The following is an 18,409-nucleotide window of genomic DNA, read 5'->3' as shown; positions in this document are numbered from 1 at the left end:
GGACGCCGGCAGCGGTTTCGTATGCACACTTTCGGATCGCGTGGCTGCCTTGACATGACCATGGGGTGTGATCAGTCTGGCGTCTGTTCACTTTCCTGGCAGTTACCAGCAAGGGGGGCCAATGAGACGAAGAGCGAGATCGATCCTCGCCGCCGTATCACTCCTGACAGCCGGACTCGCGGCTGCGCCGCTCGCCCAGGCACAACCCGGAGGCGACGGCGACGGACTGTCCGTATGGCGCGCCGAAGTCACCAAGGCCCAGGTCCCGCTGATCCTCGCAGCGGGCGCCGACGGCCATGAACTGACCGAGCAGGTGCCCGACAAGGGCGCCGCCACCGTCGAGCTCTACCTCACCGACAAGCAGGCCGCCGCTCTGCGCAAACAGGGCATCGATGTCACCGAGCACACCGTCTCGGCCTCGGCCGGGAAGCGTGTGGCGGCGGCCGGCGACGGCGTCTTCCGCCCGTACAGCGGCGAGAACGGCCTCAAGCGCGAGATCCTCGCCACCGCGCAGGCCAACCCCGCCCTCACCAAGGTCGTCAGCATCGGCAAGACCATCAAGGGCCAGGACATCCTCGCCCTCAAGGTCAGCAAGGGCGCCAAGAAGTTCAGGGACGGCTCCAAGCCCTCCACGCTGTACATGTCCAACCAGCACGCGCGCGAGTGGATCACCCCGGAGATGACCCGGCGGCTGATGCACTATTACCTCGCGGGCTACGGCAAGGACCCGCGGATCACCAAGATCGTGGACTCCACCGAACTGTGGTTCGTCCTCTCGGCCAACCCCGACGGCTACGACTACACGTTCACCGGCACCGAAGAGCGCCAGTGGCGCAAGAACCTCCACGACAACAACGGCGACGGCAAGATCGCCCCCGGCGACGGCGTGGACCTCAACCGCAACTTCACCTACAAGTGGGGCTACGACAACGAGGGTTCGTCCCCCGACCCGGCCTCCGAGACCTACCGCGGCACCGGCCCGTCCTCCGAACCCGAGACCAGGGCGCTCGACGCCTTCGAGAAGCGCATCGGCTTCGAGTACGGCATCAACTACCACTCCGCGGCCGAGCTTCTGCTGTACGGAGTCGGCTGGCAGGTCGCGACCCCGACACCGGACGACGTGCTCTACCAGTCCCTCGCCGGTACGCCGCAGAACTCCGCGATCCCCGGCTACCACCCCCAGGTCTCCTCCGAGCTCTACACCACCAACGGCGAGGCCGACGGCCACGCGGCCAACGTCAACGGGATGATGATGTACACCCCGGAGATGTCGACCTGCGGCACCGCATCGCGCATCGACCCCAACGACCCCTGGAACCCGGCCGACTGCGCCTCGGTCTTCACCTTCCCGGACGACGAGAAGCTGATCCAGCAGGAGTTCGCCAAGAACATCTCGTTCGCGCTCTCCGTCGCCGAGACCACGGCCCATCCCGACCAGCCCTCCTCCTCGCTCGGTCTGAAGGCCGCCGACTTCACCCCCGACGCCTTCACCACCTCCTACGCGCGCGGTGGCGACCAGGAGGTCTCCGTCGTCGCCCGCAGGTCCGTACGCGACAAGGAGCTCAAGTACCGCGTCAACGGCGGCCGTACGCACGACCAGGCGCTCAGGCGCTGGAAGGGCGGCGAGACCTACGGCGGCCACGACAACATCCGCTTCGACGAGTACCGCGCGAAGGTCCAGGACGGCGACGTCGGCGACAAGGTCGAGGTCTGGTTCACCGGCGAGAGCAAGGCCGGAAAGCCCACCGCCGGCGAGCACTTCACCTACACGATCGCCGAACGGCCGCGCGCCGACACGCTGGTGATCGCGGAAGAGGGCGGCACCAACCCGGCGAAGAACACCGCCGCCTACACCAAGGCGCTGGCGGACAACGGCCACAGGGCCGCCGTCTGGGACGTCGCGACACAGGGCGTCCCGAGCGCACTCGGCGTGCTCGACCACTTCAGGACGGTCGTCTGGTACACCGGCGCCGGCCAGCCCTCCGCGGCGACCACCGGCGTCGTACGGGACTACCTCAACGAGGGCGGCAAGCTCATCAACGCCGGTGAGCAGGCCGGCGGAACCGTCGACCTCGGCGGAGCGGACTCCAACGACTTCGCCCAGTACTACCTCGGCGCCTACAACCGCGTCGGGCTCAAGTCCCCGCCCTCCTTCGCCGGTTCCGGGACGCTCGCGGGTGCGAAGGCGACCCTCGGCGACGCGAGTGGCAACCCGCTCGACCTGGCCGGGGCGTACACCATCACGTCGGACACCCTGAAGCCCGACAAGTTCCCGCAGTTCCAGAGCGCGTCCGCGGGCAGCTATCCGGGTATCCGCACTCCCTTCGAGCCCGCGGCGGGCGACTGGTTCGCTGCGGCGCAGCACCAGGACGACGCGTACATGCGTCTGGCGCGCACCGTGGACCTGTCCGGCACGGCGGCCACCGCCAAGCCGAGCCTGCAGTTCCAGCTCAGCTATGACACCGAGCGCGGCTTCGACAATGTCGTCGTCGAGGCGCACACGGTCGGCCAGGACGACTGGACGACGCTGCCGGACGCCAACGGCGGCACCACCAACCAGGTGCCCGTCCAGTGCGAGCAGGGCTACTACGTACAGGGCCACCCGTTCCTCGCCCACTACCTGACGGTCGCGGCCTCCGGCTGCACGCCGACCGGCACCAGCGGCGCCTGGAACCGCTTCACCGGCTCCTCCAACGGCTGGCAGCAGGTCTCCGTCGACCTCAGCGCCTACGCCGGCAAGCAGGTCGAGCTCTCGGTCTCGTACGTCTCCGACCCGGGCACCGGCGGAGTCGGCGCCTTCGTCGACGACACCAGGCTCGTCGTCTCCGGCACCCCGCAGGGTCCGGAGGGCTTCGAGACCGCGCTCGGCCCGTGGAGCGTCCCCGGACCGCCGGCCGGCAGCCCCGGGAACGCGGGCGACTGGGCGCGGGCCCAGGCGCTCTTCCACTCCCAGGCGGCCGTCACCACCGAGGACAGCGTGCTCATCGGCTTCGGCCTGGAGCATGTGCCCGGCGCGGCCGACCGCAAGCAGGTCATCGGGAAGGCGCTGAGCGCCCTGAATCGCTGACGCTGCGTAGTCAGGACCGGCGGTCTCTGCCCCTACTGGAGGGTAGGGATCGCCGGGCCACGCACGGACCCTCTCGATGTCACTCGGAGGCCGCCAGGGGGGTAGGGTCGTAGGCGGTCGGGGACATCCCATACAGCTCGCCGGCGTCGAAACCCGGCGTACCAACGAGGAGATCGGTTCGTGACGATCCGCGTAGGCATCAACGGCTTTGGCCGCATCGGTCGTAACTACTTCCGCGCGCTGCTGGAGCAGGGTGCTGACATCGAGATCGTGGCTGTCAACGACCTTGGTGACACTGCGACCACCGCCCACCTGCTGAAGTACGACACCATCCTGGGCCGCCTCAAGGCCGACGTGTCCCACACCGAGGACACCATCACCGTCGACGGCCGCACCATCAAGGTGCTGTCCGAGCGCAACCCCGCCGACATTCCGTGGGGCGAGCTGGGCGTCGACATCGTGATCGAGTCCACCGGTATCTTCACGAAGAAGGCCGACGCCGCGAAGCACATCGCCGGCGGCGCCAAGAAGGTCCTCATCTCGGCTCCGGCCAAGGACGAGGACATCACCATCGTAATGGGCGTCAACCAGGACAAGTACGACGCGGCCAACCACCACGTCATCTCCAACGCCTCCTGCACCACCAACTGTGTGGCGCCGATGGCCAAGGTTCTCCTCGAGAACTTCGGCATCGTCAAGGGCCTGATGACCACGGTCCACGCGTACACCAACGACCAGCGCATCCTGGACTTCCCGCACTCGGACCTGCGCCGCGCCCGCGCCGCCGCCGAGAACATCATCCCGACCACCACCGGTGCCGCGAAGGCCACCGCGCTGGTCATCCCGGAGCTGGCGGGCAAGCTCGACGGCATCGCGATGCGCGTCCCGGTCCCCACCGGCTCCGTGACCGACCTGGTCATCGAGCTCGAGCGTGAGGTCACCAAGGACGAGGTCAACACCGCGTTCCAGAAGGCCGCCGAGGGTCAGCTCAAGGGCATCCTGGACTACACCGAGGACCAGATCGTCTCCTCGGACATCGTCAACTGGCCCGCCTCCTGCACCTTCGACTCCTCCCTGACCATGGTCCAGGGCAAGAACGTCAAGGTCATCGGCTGGTACGACAACGAGTGGGGCTACTCCAACCGCCTCGTGGACCTCACGGTCTTCGTCGGCGGCCAGCTCTGATCTGCAACGAGAGCACCACGATGTGAGCAACAGGGCTCGGGCAGCGCAACGAAGCGCCGTTCGAGCCCTGTTGCACGTCCCCCTTTGCGGCAATTGATGGTTGCTGTGATCCGCAAGACGCGGAGCCGCTCCCAAGGAGTCCTGCACGTATGAAGACGATCGACGAACTGCTCACCGAAGGGGTCGCGGGCAAGCGGGTATTCGTCCGCGCCGACCTCAATGTGCCGCTCGACGGCACCACGATCACCGACGACGGCCGTATCCGCGCCGTCCAGCCGACGATCGCCAAGCTCGCCGAGGCGGGCGCGCGCGTCGTCGTCGCCTCCCACCTGGGCCGCCCCAAGGGCGCCCCGGACCCCGCCTTCTCGCTCGCCTCGGCCGCCAAGCGCCTGGGTGAGCTGCTCGGCGCCGATGTCGCCTTCGCGACCGACACCGTCGGCGAATCGGCCAAGGCCACCGTCGCGGGCCTCGCCGACGGCCAGGTCGCCGTCATCGAGAACCTCCGCTTCAACGCCGGCGAGACCAGCAAGGACGACGCCGAGCGTGGCGCGTTCGCGGACGAGCTGGCCGCTCTCGCGGATGTGTACGTCGGCGACGGCTTCGGGGCCGTCCACCGCAAGCACGCCTCGGTCTACGACCTCCCGGCCCGTCTGCCGCACGCGGCCGGCTATCTCATCGCCACCGAGGTCGGCGTCCTGAAGAAGCTCACCGACGAGGTGAAGCGCCCGTACGTCGTGGTTCTCGGCGGCGCCAAGGTCTCCGACAAGCTCGGTGTCATCGACGAGCTGCTCGGCAAGGCCGACCGCATCCTCGTCGGCGGCGGCATGGCCTACACCTTCCTCAAGGCCAAGGGCCACGAGGTCGGCATCTCCCTCCTCCAGGAGGACCAGATCCCGACGGTCACCGAGTACATGGAGCGCGCCGAGAAGAACGGCGTCGAGATCGTCCTGCCGGTCGACATCCTGGCCTCGGGCGAGTTCCCCGACCTGAAGACCAAGGCCCCGGCCGACGTCGTCACGGTCGACGCGGACAAGATCCCCGCCGACAAGGAGGGACTGGACATCGGCCCGAAGTCGCGCGAGCTCTTCGCGTCGAAGATCGCCGATGCCGAGACCGTCTTCTGGAACGGTCCGGTGGGCGTCTTCGAGCACCCCGACTACGCCGGGGGCACCAAGGCCGTCGCCCAGGCACTGCTCGACAGCGACGGCTTCACCGTCGTCGGCGGCGGCGACTCCGCCGCTGCCGTGCGCACTCTCGGTTTCGACGAGAACGCATTCGGCCACATTTCCACCGGCGGTGGCGCCAGCCTCGAATACCTCGAGGGCAAGACGCTCCCCGGCCTTGCCGCACTGGAGGACTGAAAAACCGTGAGTGACCGTATCCCGCTGATGGCGGGCAACTGGAAGATGAACCTCAACCACCTCGAGGCCATCGCGCACGTCCAGAAGCTCGCCTTCGCCCTGGCGGACAAGGACTACGAGGCCGTCGAGGTCGCCGTCTTGCCGCCCTTCACCGATCTGCGGTCCGTACAGACCCTGGTCGACGGCGACAAGCTCAAGATCAAGTACGGCGCCCAGGACGTCTCGGCGCACGACTCCGGTGCGTACACCGGCGAGATCTCGGGCCCGATGCTGGCCAAGCTGAAGTGCACCTATGTCACCGTGGGCCACTCCGAGCGCCGGCAGTACCACGCCGAGACGGACGAGCTCTGCAACGCCAAGGTCAAGGCCGCCTTCAAGCACGGCCTGACCCCGATCCTCTGCGTCGGTGAGGGCCTGGACGTCCGCAAGGCGGGCAATCAGGTCGCGTACACGCTCGCGCAGCTCGACGGCGGTCTCAAGGACGTCCCGGCCGAGCAGGCCGAGTCGATCGTGATCGCGTACGAGCCGGTGTGGGCCATCGGTACCGGCGAGGTCGCGACCCCCGAGGACGCGCAGGAGGTCTGCGGGGCGATCCGCGGGCGTCTGGCCGAGCTGTACTCCCAGGAGCTGGCCGGCAAGGTCCGCATCCAGTACGGCGGCTCGGTGAAGTCCGGGAATGTCGCCGCGATCATGGCGCAGCCCGATGTGGACGGTGCCCTGGTGGGCGGTGCGGCGCTGGATGCCGAAGAGTTCGTCAAGATCGTCCGGTTCCGCGACCAGTAAGTATGCGGTAGCGCGGATCCGTCGTACCCTTGCGGGGGCCGAGTAGGCAGGATGGAAATGCCACCCGGCCCCCGTCGTCCATTTCAGTTCTAGGAAGTTGGTCCAGCCGTGATTGTCGGGTTCTCGATTGCCCTGATCGTCTTCAGTGCGCTGCTGCTGCTGCTGGTGCTGATGCACAAGGGCAAGGGTGGCGGTCTCTCCGACATGTTCGGTGGCGGAATGCAGTCCTCGGTGGGTGGCTCCTCGGTCGCCGAGCGTAACCTCGACCGCATCACCGTTGTGATCGGTCTGCTGTGGTTCGCCAGCATTGTCGTACTTGGTCTGCTGATGAAGCTGGACCGCTGACCCAGGCTTTCCACGTCCCGGAGTGGGGTGTAACTCCAATCACTGGACGAGCGTTGGGCCTTACGTAGACTGGGGCACCGCGGCGCAGCCGCTGTGAGACGCTGTGCAGCACCATCACGCAGGGAGTTACGACCGTGGCAAGTGGCAACGCGATCCGGGGAAGCCGGGTCGGAGCGGGGCCGATGGGTGAGGCCGAGCGGGGCGAGTCCGCGCCGCGCCTGCGCATCTCCTTCTGGTGCTCGAACGGGCACGAGACGCAGCCGAGCTTCGCCAGTGACGCACAGGTCCCGGAGACTTGGGACTGCCCGCGCTGCGGGTTCCCGGCCGGCCAGGATCGGGACAACCCGCCGGACCCACCGCGTACGGAGCCGTACAAGACGCACCTCGCCTATGTGCGCGAGCGGCGCAGCGACGCGGACGGTGAGGCGATTCTCGCCGAGGCGCTTGCCAAACTGCGGGGCGAAATCTAAAGATTGAAGTCCGGCCGGACACCCAAGGTGCCCGACCGGATTTTTTTCTTTGACCCCTCTTCCGCGATGCGTCTCTTCGACGTACGCCATAGCACCCCGCTGATCAATTAGGTTGGAGACGCAGCGGGGCACGCAGGCAGGTACGAGAAGAAGTGGGCTGATGTCCAAGATGAACGCAGAAGGCCGTCCGAGGCTCAACCAGACGCCCGAATGGGCCGCTCTCGGCAAGCACCGCGAGCAGCTGGGACAGACACATCTGCGGGAGCTGTTCGCGGCCGATGCGGCCCGCGGCAGCGGCTACACCCTCCAGGCCGGAGATCTCTACCTCGACTACTCCAAGCACCTGGTGACCGACGAGACCCTGGCGCTGCTGCGCGAACTGGCCGCGGCCACCGGCGTCGCTCAGCTGCGGGACGCGATGTTCCGCGGGGAGAAGATCAACACCACTGAGAACCGCGCCGTTCTGCACACGGCGCTGCGCGCCCCCCGCGACGCCGTGATCGAGGTGGACGGCGAGAACGTGGTGCCCGCGGTGCACGCCGTACTCGACAAGATGGCCGCCTTCTCGGGGCGGATCCGTTCCGGCGAGTGGACCGGCCACACCGGCAAGCCCATCAAGAACGTGGTGAACATCGGCATCGGCGGCTCCGATCTGGGCCCCGCCATGGCGTACGAGGTGCTGCGCTCCTTCACCGCACGCGATCTGACGTTCCGCTTCGTCTCGAACGTCGACGGGGCCGATCTGCACGAAGCGGTACGGGACCTGGACGCCGCCGAGACGCTGTTCATCATCGCCTCCAAGACCTTCACCACCATCGAGACCATCACCAACGCCACCTCCGCGCGCGACTGGCTGCTCACCGAGCTGAAGGCCGGTCAGGAGGCCGTCGCCAAGCACTTCGTGGCGCTGTCGACCAATGCCGAGAAGGTCGGCGAGTTCGGCATCGACACGGTCAACATGTTCGAGTTCTGGGACTGGGTCGGCGGGCGCTACTCCTACGACTCCGCAATCGGTCTCTCGCTGATGATCGCGATCGGCCCGGACCGTTTCCGGGAGATGCTCGACGGCTTCCACCTGGTCGACGAGCACTTCCGTACGGCTCCGCCCGAGGCCAACGCGCCGCTGCTGCTCGGCCTGCTGGGCGTCTGGTACGGCGCGTTCTACGACGCGCAGTCGCATGCCGTGCTGCCGTACTCCCACTATCTGTCCAAGTTCACCGCGTATCTGCAGCAGCTCGACATGGAGTCCAACGGCAAGTCCGTGGACCGCGAGGGCAACCGTGTGGACTGGCAGACCGGCCCCGTCGTCTGGGGCACGCCGGGCACCAACGGGCAGCACGCGTACTACCAGTTGATCCACCAGGGCACCAAGGTCATCCCGGCGGACTTCATCGGCTTCGCCAAGCCCGTCGAGGACCTGCTGCCGGGTCTGGTCGCCCAGCACGATCTGCTGATGGCCAACTTCTTCGCGCAGACGCAGGCGCTCGCTTTCGGCAAGACGCCGGACGAGGTACGGGCCGAGGGCGTGCCCGAGGAGCTGGTGCCGCACAAGACCTTCCAGGGCAACCACCCGACGACGACGATCCTCGCGGACGAGCTCACGCCTTCCGTGCTCGGGCAGTTGATCGCGCTGTATGAACACAAGGTGTTCGTCCAGGGCGCCATCTGGAACATCGACTCCTTCGACCAGTGGGGCGTCGAGCTCGGCAAGGTGCTCGCCAAGAAGATCGAGCCGGTGCTCACCGAGGGTGTGACATCAGCCGCTGCCGCGGCGGGCGGCGGTGAGCAGCTGGACAGCTCGACCTCGACGCTCGTAGGCAAGTACCGCACGCTGCGCGGTCGCTGAGCCGATGACGGGGGAGGGCGCGGTGCGGCTGAGGCCGCCGAACAACACGCTCAATGAGCGGGTCGTGGGCTGGTGGCGGGCGCAGTGCCTGCTGGCGACTGCGGTTCCGGTGGCGGTACTGGCCGTGCTGGGCGCACTCATCGCACCCGCGCGGCCCCTGCTGCTGACCATCGCCGCGGTGGTGGCGGTGCTGGGTCTGGCCGCCACCGCCTTCTTCCCCGCCTGGTGGTTCCGGGTGCACCGCTGGGAGGTCACCGACGAGGCCGTCTACGTCCGTACGGGAGCGCTGTGGCAGGAGTGGCGGATCGCGCCCATGTCCCGGATCCAGACCGTGGACACGGTGCGCGGACCGCTGGAGCAGGCGTTCCGGCTCGCCACCGTCATCGTCACCACCGCGTCCTCCAAAGGCGCGATCAGGATCGAAGGGCTCGACCATGAGCTCGCGGCACAGCTCGCCGAGCAGCTGACCCTGATCACCCAGGCCACGCCCGGGGATGCGACATGAGTTCCCCGCACGATGCTTCCGGGGAGGAGTGGCGGCGGCTCGACCGGCGTACGGTCCTGCTCACCGCCCTCGTCATGGCGGGCGTGGCCGCGGGCGCCGGCCTGCCCACCGCCCTCGGCCTCGCGGGCGGTATGCCGCTGTGGCAGGCGTTCGCCTGGGTGCTGGCGGGAGCAGGGCTGCTGATCGCGGCGGGTGCGGGTGCGGACTATGTACGGTGGCGCCGCACCCGGTACCGCATCGGCCCAGAGCGCGCCGAACTCCACACCGGACTGCTGCTGGTCAAACGCCGTTCGCTGGCCCGCGAACGGATCCGCAGCGTCGATCTGGCCGCCAATCCGCTGCAGCGCGTTCTCGGCCTGGTCAAGGTGCGCATCGGCACCGGCGAGCACACCGGCGGCGAGTCCACGCTGGAGCTCGACCCGGTGAACAAGGCCGAGGGCGAGCGGCTGCGTACGGAACTGCTGGCCCGGGCGGCCTCCGATCCCGGCATCCGCGAGGGCGAACTCGCCGCCCTCGACCCGGCCTGGCTCCGCTACGCCCCGGTCTCCTTCGTCGCCCCGCTGCTCGGCGGCGCGGCGGCCGGCGGTGTGATGCAGGTCAGCGAGTGGTTCGGGGCGCAGGGCAAGGTCATCGACTGGGTGGGGGACCGCTTCCAGGACACCTCCATCCTCTGGATGGTCGTGGTGCTCGTTGTCGCGGCCGGGCTCGCGGGGATCGTCGGTGCGCTCGGCCTCTGGGTCGAGATGTGGTGGAACTACCGCCTGGAGCGGGAGCCCGGCGGCACACTGCGGGTGCGGCGCGGTCTGTTCACCGCGCGCTCGATCTCCATAGAGGAGCGCAGGCTGCGCGGCGTGGAACTGGTGGAGCCGCTCGGCGTCCGGCTGTTCGGCGCGGCCCGCGTCGACGCGATCGCCACGGGGCTCGTCGACGACGAACAGGACAAGCACGCCGATCTGAAGGTGCTGCTTCCGCCGGCGCCGCGGGCGGTGGCGGACGAGGTGGCCGCGCAGGTGCTGCGCGAATCCGTGGCCCCGACGAGCGCGGCCCGGCTGACCGCCCACCCGCGTGCGGCGCGCAGCCGCAGGCTGAGATGGGCGCTGACGGCGGCGCTGCTGCCGCTGCTGGTGCTGACGGTTCTGGGCCTCTGGCTCACGCCCGTGCTGCTGTACATCGCGGCGGTGGGTGCGGTTGTGGCGCTGCCTGTCGCGGTGCTCCTCGCCCTGGACGCGTACCGCAATCTGGGGCACGGCATCAGCGGCGCGTACCTGGTGGCCCGCTCCGGCACCGTTCGCCGCGCGACGGTGGCGCTGCAGCGGGGAGGCGTCATCGGCTGGACGGTGAAGCAGTCGGTCTTCCAGCGCCGGGCGGGAGTGCTGACGCTGACGGCGACGACGGCCGCGGGGGCGGGTGCGTATGCGGTCTACGACGCAGCCGCGGACGAGGGCCTGGCCTTCGCGTCGGAGGCGGTGCCGGGGATGCTGGAGCCGTTCCTCGTCCGGGAGGAGCGGGAGGAGCGGGCAACGGCAACGGGATGCGGTACGGCCGGGGAGGGCGCGACAATCCCCGTATGACCGCCTCAGGCACCGGCTACTCGGGGACCCCGCTGGCCAAGAAGCTCGGCATCAAGCCGGGCCAGCGCGTTGCGCTCAGACACCGGCCGCCGGGCTGGACGATTCCGGCTCTGCCGGAGGGCGTCAGGGTCGGTGAGCGGGGCTCGCGGGACGTGGATGTCACCGTGGCCTTCTACGGTACGCACGGCGACCTGGCGGCCGAAGCGGCAACGCTCGTGGAGCAGTTGGCGGACCGGGCGATGCTGTGGGTGGCGTGGCCGCGGAAGGCGGCGGGACATCAGAGCGACATCGATGGGAACGGGCTGCGGGAGCTGTTTCTGCCGCGGGGGATTGTGGATGTGAAGGTGGCTCAGATCGACGAGGACTGGTCGGGGCTGAAGTTTGTGCGGCGGGTGGAGAACCGGGCGGTGTGACCGCCTGCGGCGGGCCTGTTCCCCTGCCCCGCCCCTTCCCGCTGTGACACTTTGCGGCTCCGCCGCGTGGGGGGCTCCGCCCCGAACCCCGAACCCCGTACGCGCTTCGCGCGTGTCCTCAAACGCCGGACGGGCTGAAAATTCAGCCCCGCCGGCGTTTGAGGCGCGGGGAGGTTGGGGGCCCCGTCAGGGCGACGCCGGCGGGTAAAGACCCCGCGGCAGGCCCGACGCCGCCGCCCCGTCCAGCAGCCACAGCGTCCGGCTCCGGCCGTACGCGCCCGCCGCCGGGGCCTGGATCTCGCCCGCCCCCGAGAGGGCTATCGCCGCCGCCTTCGCCTTGTCCTCGCCCGCCGCCAGCAGCCAGACCTCGCGTGCCGCCCGGATCGCCGGGAGTGTGAGCGAGATACGGGTCGGCGGGGGCTTGGGCGCGCCGTGGACGCCGACCACCGTGCGGTCCTCCTCGCGGACCGCGGGGGACTCGGGGAAGAGTGACGCCACGTGCGTGTCGGGTCCGACGCCCAGCATCAGCACATCGAACGTCGGCACCGGACCGTGGTCCTCCGGGCCCGCCGCCGTGGCGAGTTCGGCGGCGTACGCGGCGGCCGCGGCATCCGCGTCGTGGCCGTACGGGCCGTCCGACGCGGGCATCGCGTGCACCCGCGCCGGATCCACCGGCACGCTGTCCAGCAGGGCCTCACGGGCCTGCGTGACATTGCGCTCCGGGTCGCCGTCCGGGAGGAACCGCTCGTCGCCCCACCACAGGTCGAGCCGTGGCCAGTCGATCGCGTCCCGGGCCGAAGAGGACCCGAGCGCGGCCAGCAGGGCATTGCCGTTGCGGCCGCCCGTCAGGACCACCGACGCCGAGCCGCGTGCGGCCTGGGCGTCCACGATCTTGGTGATCAGCCGGGCTGCCGCGGCCTGTGCCATCAGCTCTTTGTCACGGTGGACGACGAGCTGCGGTGCACTCACTTCGTGGCCGCCTTCTTGGCCGGGGCGGCCTTCTTCGCAGGCGCGGACTTCGCGGCGGACTTGGGCTCCTCGCTGGTGCCCCCCTCGCCGTCGGCGAGCCGGTCCACGCCGAACCGCAGCGCCGAGGCGTAGGTGTCGTCGGGGTCGAGCCGCCGCAGTTCCTCCGCGATCAGCTCGGACGTCTCACGCCGCTTGAGCGCCACCGCCCGGTCCGGCTGTCCCTGGATGGACAGCGTCGCCAGCGAGCCGTCCGCCCGGTCCAGCACGATCTGCCCGGTGCTGGTCTCCATCCGTACGGCCGTGAGACCAGGGCCGGAGGACTGGGACCGTTTCACTGGCACGTGCAGCCGGTCGGCCAGCCACATCGCGAGCAGCTCGCAGCTCGGGTTGAACTCCTCGCCCTCCACCTCGACCGAGGTGACCTCGCAGGTCACTTGGTCCAGGGCGGCCGCGATCATGGAGCGCCACGGCGTGATCCTGGTCCAGGACAGATCGGTGTCGCCCGGGGTGTAGGCCTCGGCGCGCGCGGTCAGTTCGTGCACCGGCTGCTCGGAGGCGTACGTGTCCGTCACCCGGCGCTGCGCCAGCCCGCCCAGCGGGTCGCTGGCCGGGTCGGTCGGGGGGTTCACCGGCCACCAGACGACGACCGGTGCGTCGGGCAGCAGCAGCGGCAGGACCACCGACTGAGCGTGGTTGATGACCTCGCCGTACAGCCGCAGGACGACCGTCTCTCCGGTGCCCGCGTCCGCGCCCACCCGCACCTCGGCGTCCAGGCGGGGCTTGGCCCGGTCGCGCGGCGAGCGGGAGACGCGCTTGATGACGACCAGAGTGCGCGAAGGGTGTTCGCGCGAGGCCTCGTTGGCCGCCTTGAGCGAGTCGTAGGCGTTCTCCTCGTCGGTGACGATGACGAGGGTGAGCACCATGCCGACGGCCGGCGTGCCGATCGCTCGCCGCCCTTGCACCAGCGCCTTGTTGATCTTGCTGGAGGTGGTGTCCGTAAGGTCGATCTTCATGGCCGACGCCAGCTCCGTCCGTCTCGTGCGAGCATTTCGTCCGCCTCGCCCGGGCCCCACGTACCGGCCGGGTAATGCGCGGGCTTGCCGTGCTTGTCCCAGAACTGCTCGATCGGGTCGAGGATCTTCCAGGACAGCTCGACCTCCGCCAGCCTCGGGAAGAGGTTGGAGTCACCGAGCAGAACATCGAGGATGAGGCGCTCGTACGCCTCGGGGCTGGACTCGGTGAAGGACTCGCCGTACGCGAAGTCCATCGAGACGTCCCGGACCTCCATCGAGGTGCCCGGCACCTTCGAGCCGAACCGCATCGTCACGCCCTCGTCCGGCTGGACCCGGATCACCAGGGCGTTCTGCCCCAGCTCCTCGGTGGCCGTGTGGTCGAAGGGGGAGTGCGGGGCGCGCTGGAAGACCACCGCGATCTCGGTCACGCGGCGGCCGAGCCGCTTGCCCGTACGGAGGTAGAACGGGACCCCCGCCCACCGGCGGTTGTCGATCTCCAGCTTTATGGCCGCGTAGGTGTCGGTCTTCGACTTGGGGTCGATGCCGTCTTCCTGCAGATAGCCGACGGCCTTCTCGCCGCCCTGCCAGCCGGCGGCGTACTGCGCGCGCACCGTGCCGGTGGCCAGGTCCTTGGGCAGCTTCACCGCGCCGAGGACCTTGGTCTTCTCGGCCGCCAGTGCGTCGGCGTCGAAGGAGGCGGGCTCCTCCATCGCGGTCAGCGCGAGCAGCTGGAGAAGGTGGTTCTGGATGACGTCACGGGCGGCGCCGATGCCGTCGTAGTAGCCGGCGCGGCCGCCGATGCCGATGTCCTCGGCCATGGTGATCTGGACATGGTCGACGTACGAGCGGTTCCAGATCGGCTCGAAGAGCGTGTTGGCGAAGCGCAGCGCCAGGATGTTCTGGACCGTCTCCTTGCCGAGGTAGTGGTCGATCCGGAAGACCTCGTTGGCCGGGAAGACCTCGTGCACCACCTGGTTGAGCTCCATGGCGGAGACCAGGTCGTGGCCGAAGGGCTTCTCGATGACCGCGCGGCGCCAGGAGCCGTCCTTCTGATCGGCCAGCCCGTGCTTCTTCAGCTGCTGGACGACCTTGGGGAAGAACTTCGGCGGCACGGAGAGATAGAAGGCGAAATTGCCGCCGGTGCCCTGTGACTTGTCGAGGTCCTCGATGGTGGACTTCAGGGTCTCGAACGCGTCGTCGTCGTCGAAGTCGCCCCGGACGAAGCGCATCCCCTGGATGAGCTGCTGCCAGACCTCCTCGCGGAACGGGGTACGGGCATGGGCCTTGACGGCGTCGTGCACCTCCTGGGCGAAGTCCTCGTCCTGCCACTCGCGGCGGGCGAAGCCGACGAGCGCGAAGCCCGGCGGCAGCAGCCCGCGATTGGCCAGGTCATAGACGGCGGGCATCAACTTTTTACGTGACAAATCGCCCGTAACGCCAAAGATCACCAGGCCCGACGGCCCCGCGATACGCGGGAGCCGTCGGTCTGCGGCGTCACGGAGCGGGTTGGCTCCGCCAATACCGGACAAGGTGGTCAGCCCTCCGAAGGAGCGAGGCGCTTGAGCTCGGCCTCGGTCGAGTTGAGCAGGTCGTTCCAGGACACGGCGAACTTCTCGACGCCCTCGTCCTCGAGGACCTGAACGACATCGTCGTAGGAGATCCCGAGCTTCGCGACCGCGTCGAGGTCGGCGCGAGCCTGCTCGTAGGTGCCGCGCACGGTGTCACCGATGATCTCGCCGTGGTCGGCGGTGGCCTCAAGGGTGGCCTCCGGCATGGTGTTCACCGTGCCGGGCGCGACCAGATCGTCGACGTACAGCGTGTCCTTGTAAGCCGGGTCCTTGACGCCGGTCGAGGCCCACAGCGGACGCTGCTTATTCGCCTGCGCCTTGTCGAGCGCGGCCCAGCGGTCCGAGGAGAAGACCTCTTCGTACGCCTCGTACGCCAGACGGGCGTTTGCCAGGGCCGCCTTGCCGCGGGCCTCCTTGGCCTCGGGCGTGCCCAGCGCGTCCAGACGCTTGTCGATCTCGGTGTCCACACGGGACACGAAGAAGGACGCGACGGACTGGATCTTGGACAGGTCCAGGCCGACGGCCTTCGCCTTCTCCAGACCGGCCAGGTAGGCGTTCATGACCTCGCGGTAGCGCTCCAGCGAGAAGATCAGCGTGACATTGACGCTGATGCCCCTGCCGATGACCTCGGTGATCGCCGGCAGACCGGCCTTCGTCGCCGGGATCTTGATGAGGGTGTTCGGACGGTCCACCAGCCAGGCCAGCTGCTTGGCCTCGGCGATGGTCGCCGGGGTGTTGTGCGCCAGGCGCGGGTCGACCTCGATGGAGACCCGGCCGTCCTGGCCGCCGGTGGCGTCGAAGACCGGCCGCAGGATGTCGGCGGCGTCGCGGACGTCCGCCGTCGTGATCATGCGTACGGCTTCCTCGACGGTCACCTTGCGCACGGCGAGGTCGGCGAGCTGCTGCTCGTAACCGTCGCCGTGGGAGATCGCCTTCTGGAAGATCGAGGGGTTGGTGGTGACGCCCACGACGTGCTGCTGGTCGATCAGTTCGGCGAGATTGCCGGACGTGATCCGCTTGCGGGACAGGTCGTCGAGCCAGATCGCGACGCCTTCGTCGGAGAGGCGCTTGAGTGCGTCTGTCATGAGAGTTGCATCTCCTACTTGTCGTATACGGGCGTCAGCGCGCCGCGGCCTCAAGGGATTCCCGCGCGGCGGCGGCCACGGCATCGCCAGTGAAGCCGAACTCGCGGAAGAGAACCTTGCCGTCGGCCGAAGCGCCGAAGTGCTCCAGCGAAACGATGCGACCGGCGTCACCGACGAAGCGGTGCCAGGTCAGACCGATACCGGCCTCGACCGCGACCCGCGCCTTCACGGCCGGCGGCAGAACGCTGTCCTTGTAGGTCTGGTCCTGCTCCTCGAACCACTCGACGCACGGCATCGAGACGACCCGGGTCGGGACACCCGAGGCCTGCAGCTGCTCGCGCGCCTCGACGGCGAGCTGCACCTCGGAGCCGGTGCCGATGAGGACGACCTGCGGATCGCCGCCTTCGGCGTCGAACAGGACGTAACCGCCCTTCGCGGCAGCATCGTTGCGCTCGTACGTCGGCACACCCTGGCGGGTCAGCGCCAGACCGTGCGGCGCACCCACGCCGAACTCCTTGGTGTAGCGCTTGAGGATCTCGCGCCAGGCGATCGCGGTCTCGTTCGCGTCCGCCGGGCGGACGACGTTCAGGCCCGGGATGGCGCGCAGCGAGGCCAGGTGCTCCACCGGCTGGTGCGTCGGGCCGTCCTCGCCGAGGCCGATCGAGTCGTGCGTCCACACGTGCGTCACGGGCAGGTGCATCAGCGCGGCGAGCCGCACGGCATTGCGCATGTAGTCGGAGAACACCAGGAAGGTGCCTCCGTAGATACGGGTGTTGCCGTGCAGCGCGATGCCGTTCATGGTCGCGGCCATGGCGTGCTCGCGGATGCCGAAGTGGATCGTGCGGCCGTACTTGTTCGCTCCCGGCAGCGGGTTGCCGTCGGGCAGGAACGAGGACGTCTTGTCGATCGTCGTGTTGTTCGAGCCCGCCAGGTCGGCGGAGCCGCCCCACAGCTCGGGGATGACCGCGCCCAGCGCCTGAAGGATCTTGCCGGAGGCGGCGCGGGTGGCGACACCCTTGCCGGTCTCGAACTCCGGCAGCCGCTCCTCCCAGCCCGCGGGCAGCTCGCCCGAGCGGATCCGGTCGAACTCCGCGGCGCGCTCCGGGTTGGCGGTGCGCCACGCGGCGAAGGTCTTCTCCCACTCGCCCCGGGCCTCACGGCCGCGGTCGAGCGCCTCACGGGTGTGCGCCAGAACGGCGTCCGAGACCTCGAAGCTCTTCTCCGGGTCGAAGCCCAGGACACGCTTGGTGGCCGCGACCTCCTCGTCGCCGAGCGCCGAGCCGTGCGCGGCCTCGGTGTTCTGCGCGTGCGGGGCGGGCCAGGCGATGATCGAGCGGGCTGCGATGAAGGAGGGGCGCTCCGTCTCGGCCTGCGCCGCCTTCAGGGCACGGTAGAGACCGGCCGGGTCGAGGTCGCCGTCGGGCAGCTGCTCGACGCGCTGGACGTGCCAGCCGTACGCCTCGTACCGCTTGAGGGTGTCCTCGGAGACGGCCGTCTCCGTGTCGCCCTCGATGGAGATGTGGTTGTCGTCCCACAGCAGCACCAGGTTGCCCAGCTTCTGGTGCCCGGCCAGCGAGGACGCCTCCGCGGAGATGCCCTCCTGGAGGCAGCCGTCACCGGCGATGGCCCAGATGGTGTGGTCGAACGGGGAGGTGCCCTGGGCGGCGTCCGGGTCGAACATGCCGCGCTCGTAGCGCGAGGCCATGGCCATGCCCACCGCGTTGGCGACACCCTGGCCGAGCGGGCCGGTCGTCGTCTCGACGCCCGTCGTGTGCCCGTACTCAGGGTGGCCCGGGGTCTTGGAGCCCCAGGTCCTGAAGGCCTTCAGGTCGTCGAGCTCCAGGCCGTACCCGGCCAGGTAGAGCTGGATGTAGAGGGTCAGCGACGAGTGGCCGGCGGACAGCACGAAGCGGTCACGGCCGGTCCAGTCCGCGTCGGCGGGGTCGTGCCGCATCAGCTTCTGGAACAGCACGTACGCGGCGGGCGCGAGGCTCATGGCCGTACCGGGGTGGCCGTTGCCGACCTTCTGTACGGAATCCATGGCCAGGACGCGGACGGTATCAACGGCCCGCTGGTCCAGATCGGTCCACTCGAGGTCTGTGGTGGTCGGCTTGGTGCTCACCCTGGGTCAGGGCTCCTCTCCACATGTTCGTATCCCGGTGACGACGGAAGCACCGGGCGTTGTCGAGCCTACCCCCGGACCAACGCGCACCTTTTCGAGTGCTCGC

The 18,409-nt window shown here is 69.1% G+C and carries 15 protein-coding genes; 10 read left to right on the top strand and 5 right to left on the bottom strand.

Features of this window, described 5'->3' with window-relative positions:
- Positions 1-121 precede the first annotated feature (121 nt).
- The 10 genes from ABZS64_RS21960 to ABZS64_RS21915 all read left to right on the top strand — a co-directional run bounded on the left by ABZS64_RS21960 (position 122) and on the right by ABZS64_RS21915 (position 11,546).
- Positions 122-3,067: a M14 family zinc carboxypeptidase gene (locus ABZS64_RS21960; RefSeq protein WP_355832058.1), complete on the top strand. Its 2,946-nt coding sequence runs from the start codon at positions 122-124 to the stop codon at positions 3,065-3,067.
- Positions 3,068-3,247: 180 nt separating this feature from the next.
- Entirely contained in the window at positions 3,248-4,252 is a 1,005-nt protein-coding gene (gene gap, locus ABZS64_RS21955; protein ID WP_355832055.1) for a type I glyceraldehyde-3-phosphate dehydrogenase, read from the top strand.
- 149 nt (positions 4,253-4,401) lie between these two features.
- The gene (locus ABZS64_RS21950) at positions 4,402-5,613 is read left to right on the top strand and encodes a phosphoglycerate kinase (RefSeq protein WP_355832052.1); all 1,212 of its coding nucleotides are present in this window, start codon (positions 4,402-4,404) and stop codon (positions 5,611-5,613) included.
- Between the two features lie 6 nt (positions 5,614-5,619).
- Positions 5,620-6,396 carry a triose-phosphate isomerase gene (tpiA, locus tag ABZS64_RS21945; RefSeq protein WP_355832049.1) on the top strand — a complete coding sequence of 259 codons (777 nt, stop codon included), beginning with the start codon at positions 5,620-5,622 and terminating at the stop codon, positions 6,394-6,396.
- Positions 6,397-6,504: 108 nt separating this feature from the next.
- Entirely contained in the window at positions 6,505-6,741 is a 237-nt protein-coding gene (secG, locus tag ABZS64_RS21940) for a preprotein translocase subunit SecG (RefSeq protein WP_355832046.1), read from the top strand.
- A 134-nt stretch (positions 6,742-6,875) separates the two neighbouring features.
- Positions 6,876-7,211: an RNA polymerase-binding protein RbpA gene (locus ABZS64_RS21935; protein ID WP_003976875.1), complete on the top strand. Its 336-nt coding sequence runs from the start codon at positions 6,876-6,878 to the stop codon at positions 7,209-7,211.
- 169 nt (positions 7,212-7,380) lie between these two features.
- Positions 7,381-9,057 (top strand): glucose-6-phosphate isomerase, encoded by a 1,677-nt coding sequence (gene pgi / locus ABZS64_RS21930; protein WP_355832237.1) that lies wholly within the window; start codon positions 7,381-7,383, stop codon positions 9,055-9,057.
- A 4-nt stretch (positions 9,058-9,061) separates the two neighbouring features.
- Complete coding sequence (locus ABZS64_RS21925) at positions 9,062-9,562, top strand: PH domain-containing protein (protein WP_355832043.1); 501 nt, start codon at positions 9,062-9,064, stop codon at positions 9,560-9,562.
- Complete coding sequence (locus tag ABZS64_RS21920) at positions 9,559-11,133, top strand: PH domain-containing protein (RefSeq protein ID WP_355832040.1); 1,575 nt, start codon at positions 9,559-9,561, stop codon at positions 11,131-11,133. The genes ABZS64_RS21925 and ABZS64_RS21920 overlap by 4 nt, the downstream gene beginning before the upstream one ends.
- Positions 11,130-11,546 carry a DUF3052 domain-containing protein gene (locus tag ABZS64_RS21915; RefSeq protein WP_355832037.1) on the top strand — a complete coding sequence of 139 codons (417 nt, stop codon included), beginning with the start codon at positions 11,130-11,132 and terminating at the stop codon, positions 11,544-11,546. Before ABZS64_RS21920 ends, ABZS64_RS21915 begins: the two co-directional genes overlap by 4 nt.
- 186 nt (positions 11,547-11,732) lie before the next feature.
- Here ABZS64_RS21915 and pgl read toward each other — a convergent pair whose 3' ends face one another.
- Genes pgl through tkt form a run of 5 tightly spaced genes read right to left on the bottom strand, consistent with a single transcriptional unit; the run spans position 11,733 to position 18,303 of the window.
- Positions 11,733-12,515 (bottom strand): 6-phosphogluconolactonase, encoded by a 783-nt coding sequence (pgl, locus tag ABZS64_RS21910; RefSeq protein ID WP_355832034.1) that lies wholly within the window; start codon positions 12,513-12,515, stop codon positions 11,733-11,735.
- A complete protein-coding gene (opcA, locus tag ABZS64_RS21905; RefSeq protein WP_355832031.1) occupies positions 12,512-13,528 on the bottom strand; it encodes a glucose-6-phosphate dehydrogenase assembly protein OpcA in 1,017 nt (338 codons plus the stop codon). Before opcA ends, pgl begins: the two co-directional genes overlap by 4 nt.
- Positions 13,525-15,057, bottom strand: a complete 1,533-nt coding sequence (zwf, locus tag ABZS64_RS21900; RefSeq protein ID WP_355832028.1) for a glucose-6-phosphate dehydrogenase — start codon at positions 15,055-15,057, stop codon at positions 13,525-13,527. The genes opcA and zwf overlap by 4 nt, the downstream gene beginning before the upstream one ends.
- A 5-nt stretch (positions 15,058-15,062) precedes the next feature.
- A complete protein-coding gene (gene tal, locus ABZS64_RS21895; protein ID WP_355832025.1) occupies positions 15,063-16,181 on the bottom strand; it encodes a transaldolase in 1,119 nt (372 codons plus the stop codon).
- Positions 16,182-16,215: 34 nt separating this feature from the next.
- Positions 16,216-18,303: a transketolase gene (tkt, locus tag ABZS64_RS21890; protein WP_355832022.1), complete on the bottom strand. Its 2,088-nt coding sequence runs from the start codon at positions 18,301-18,303 to the stop codon at positions 16,216-16,218.
- Positions 18,304-18,409: the final 106 nt, after the last annotated feature.

The organism is Streptomyces sp. NPDC005408, assembly GCF_040606445.1.
GTDB lineage: Bacteria > Actinomycetota > Actinomycetes > Streptomycetales > Streptomycetaceae > Streptomyces.
This window is presented reverse-complemented; position numbering and strand designations above follow the sequence as displayed.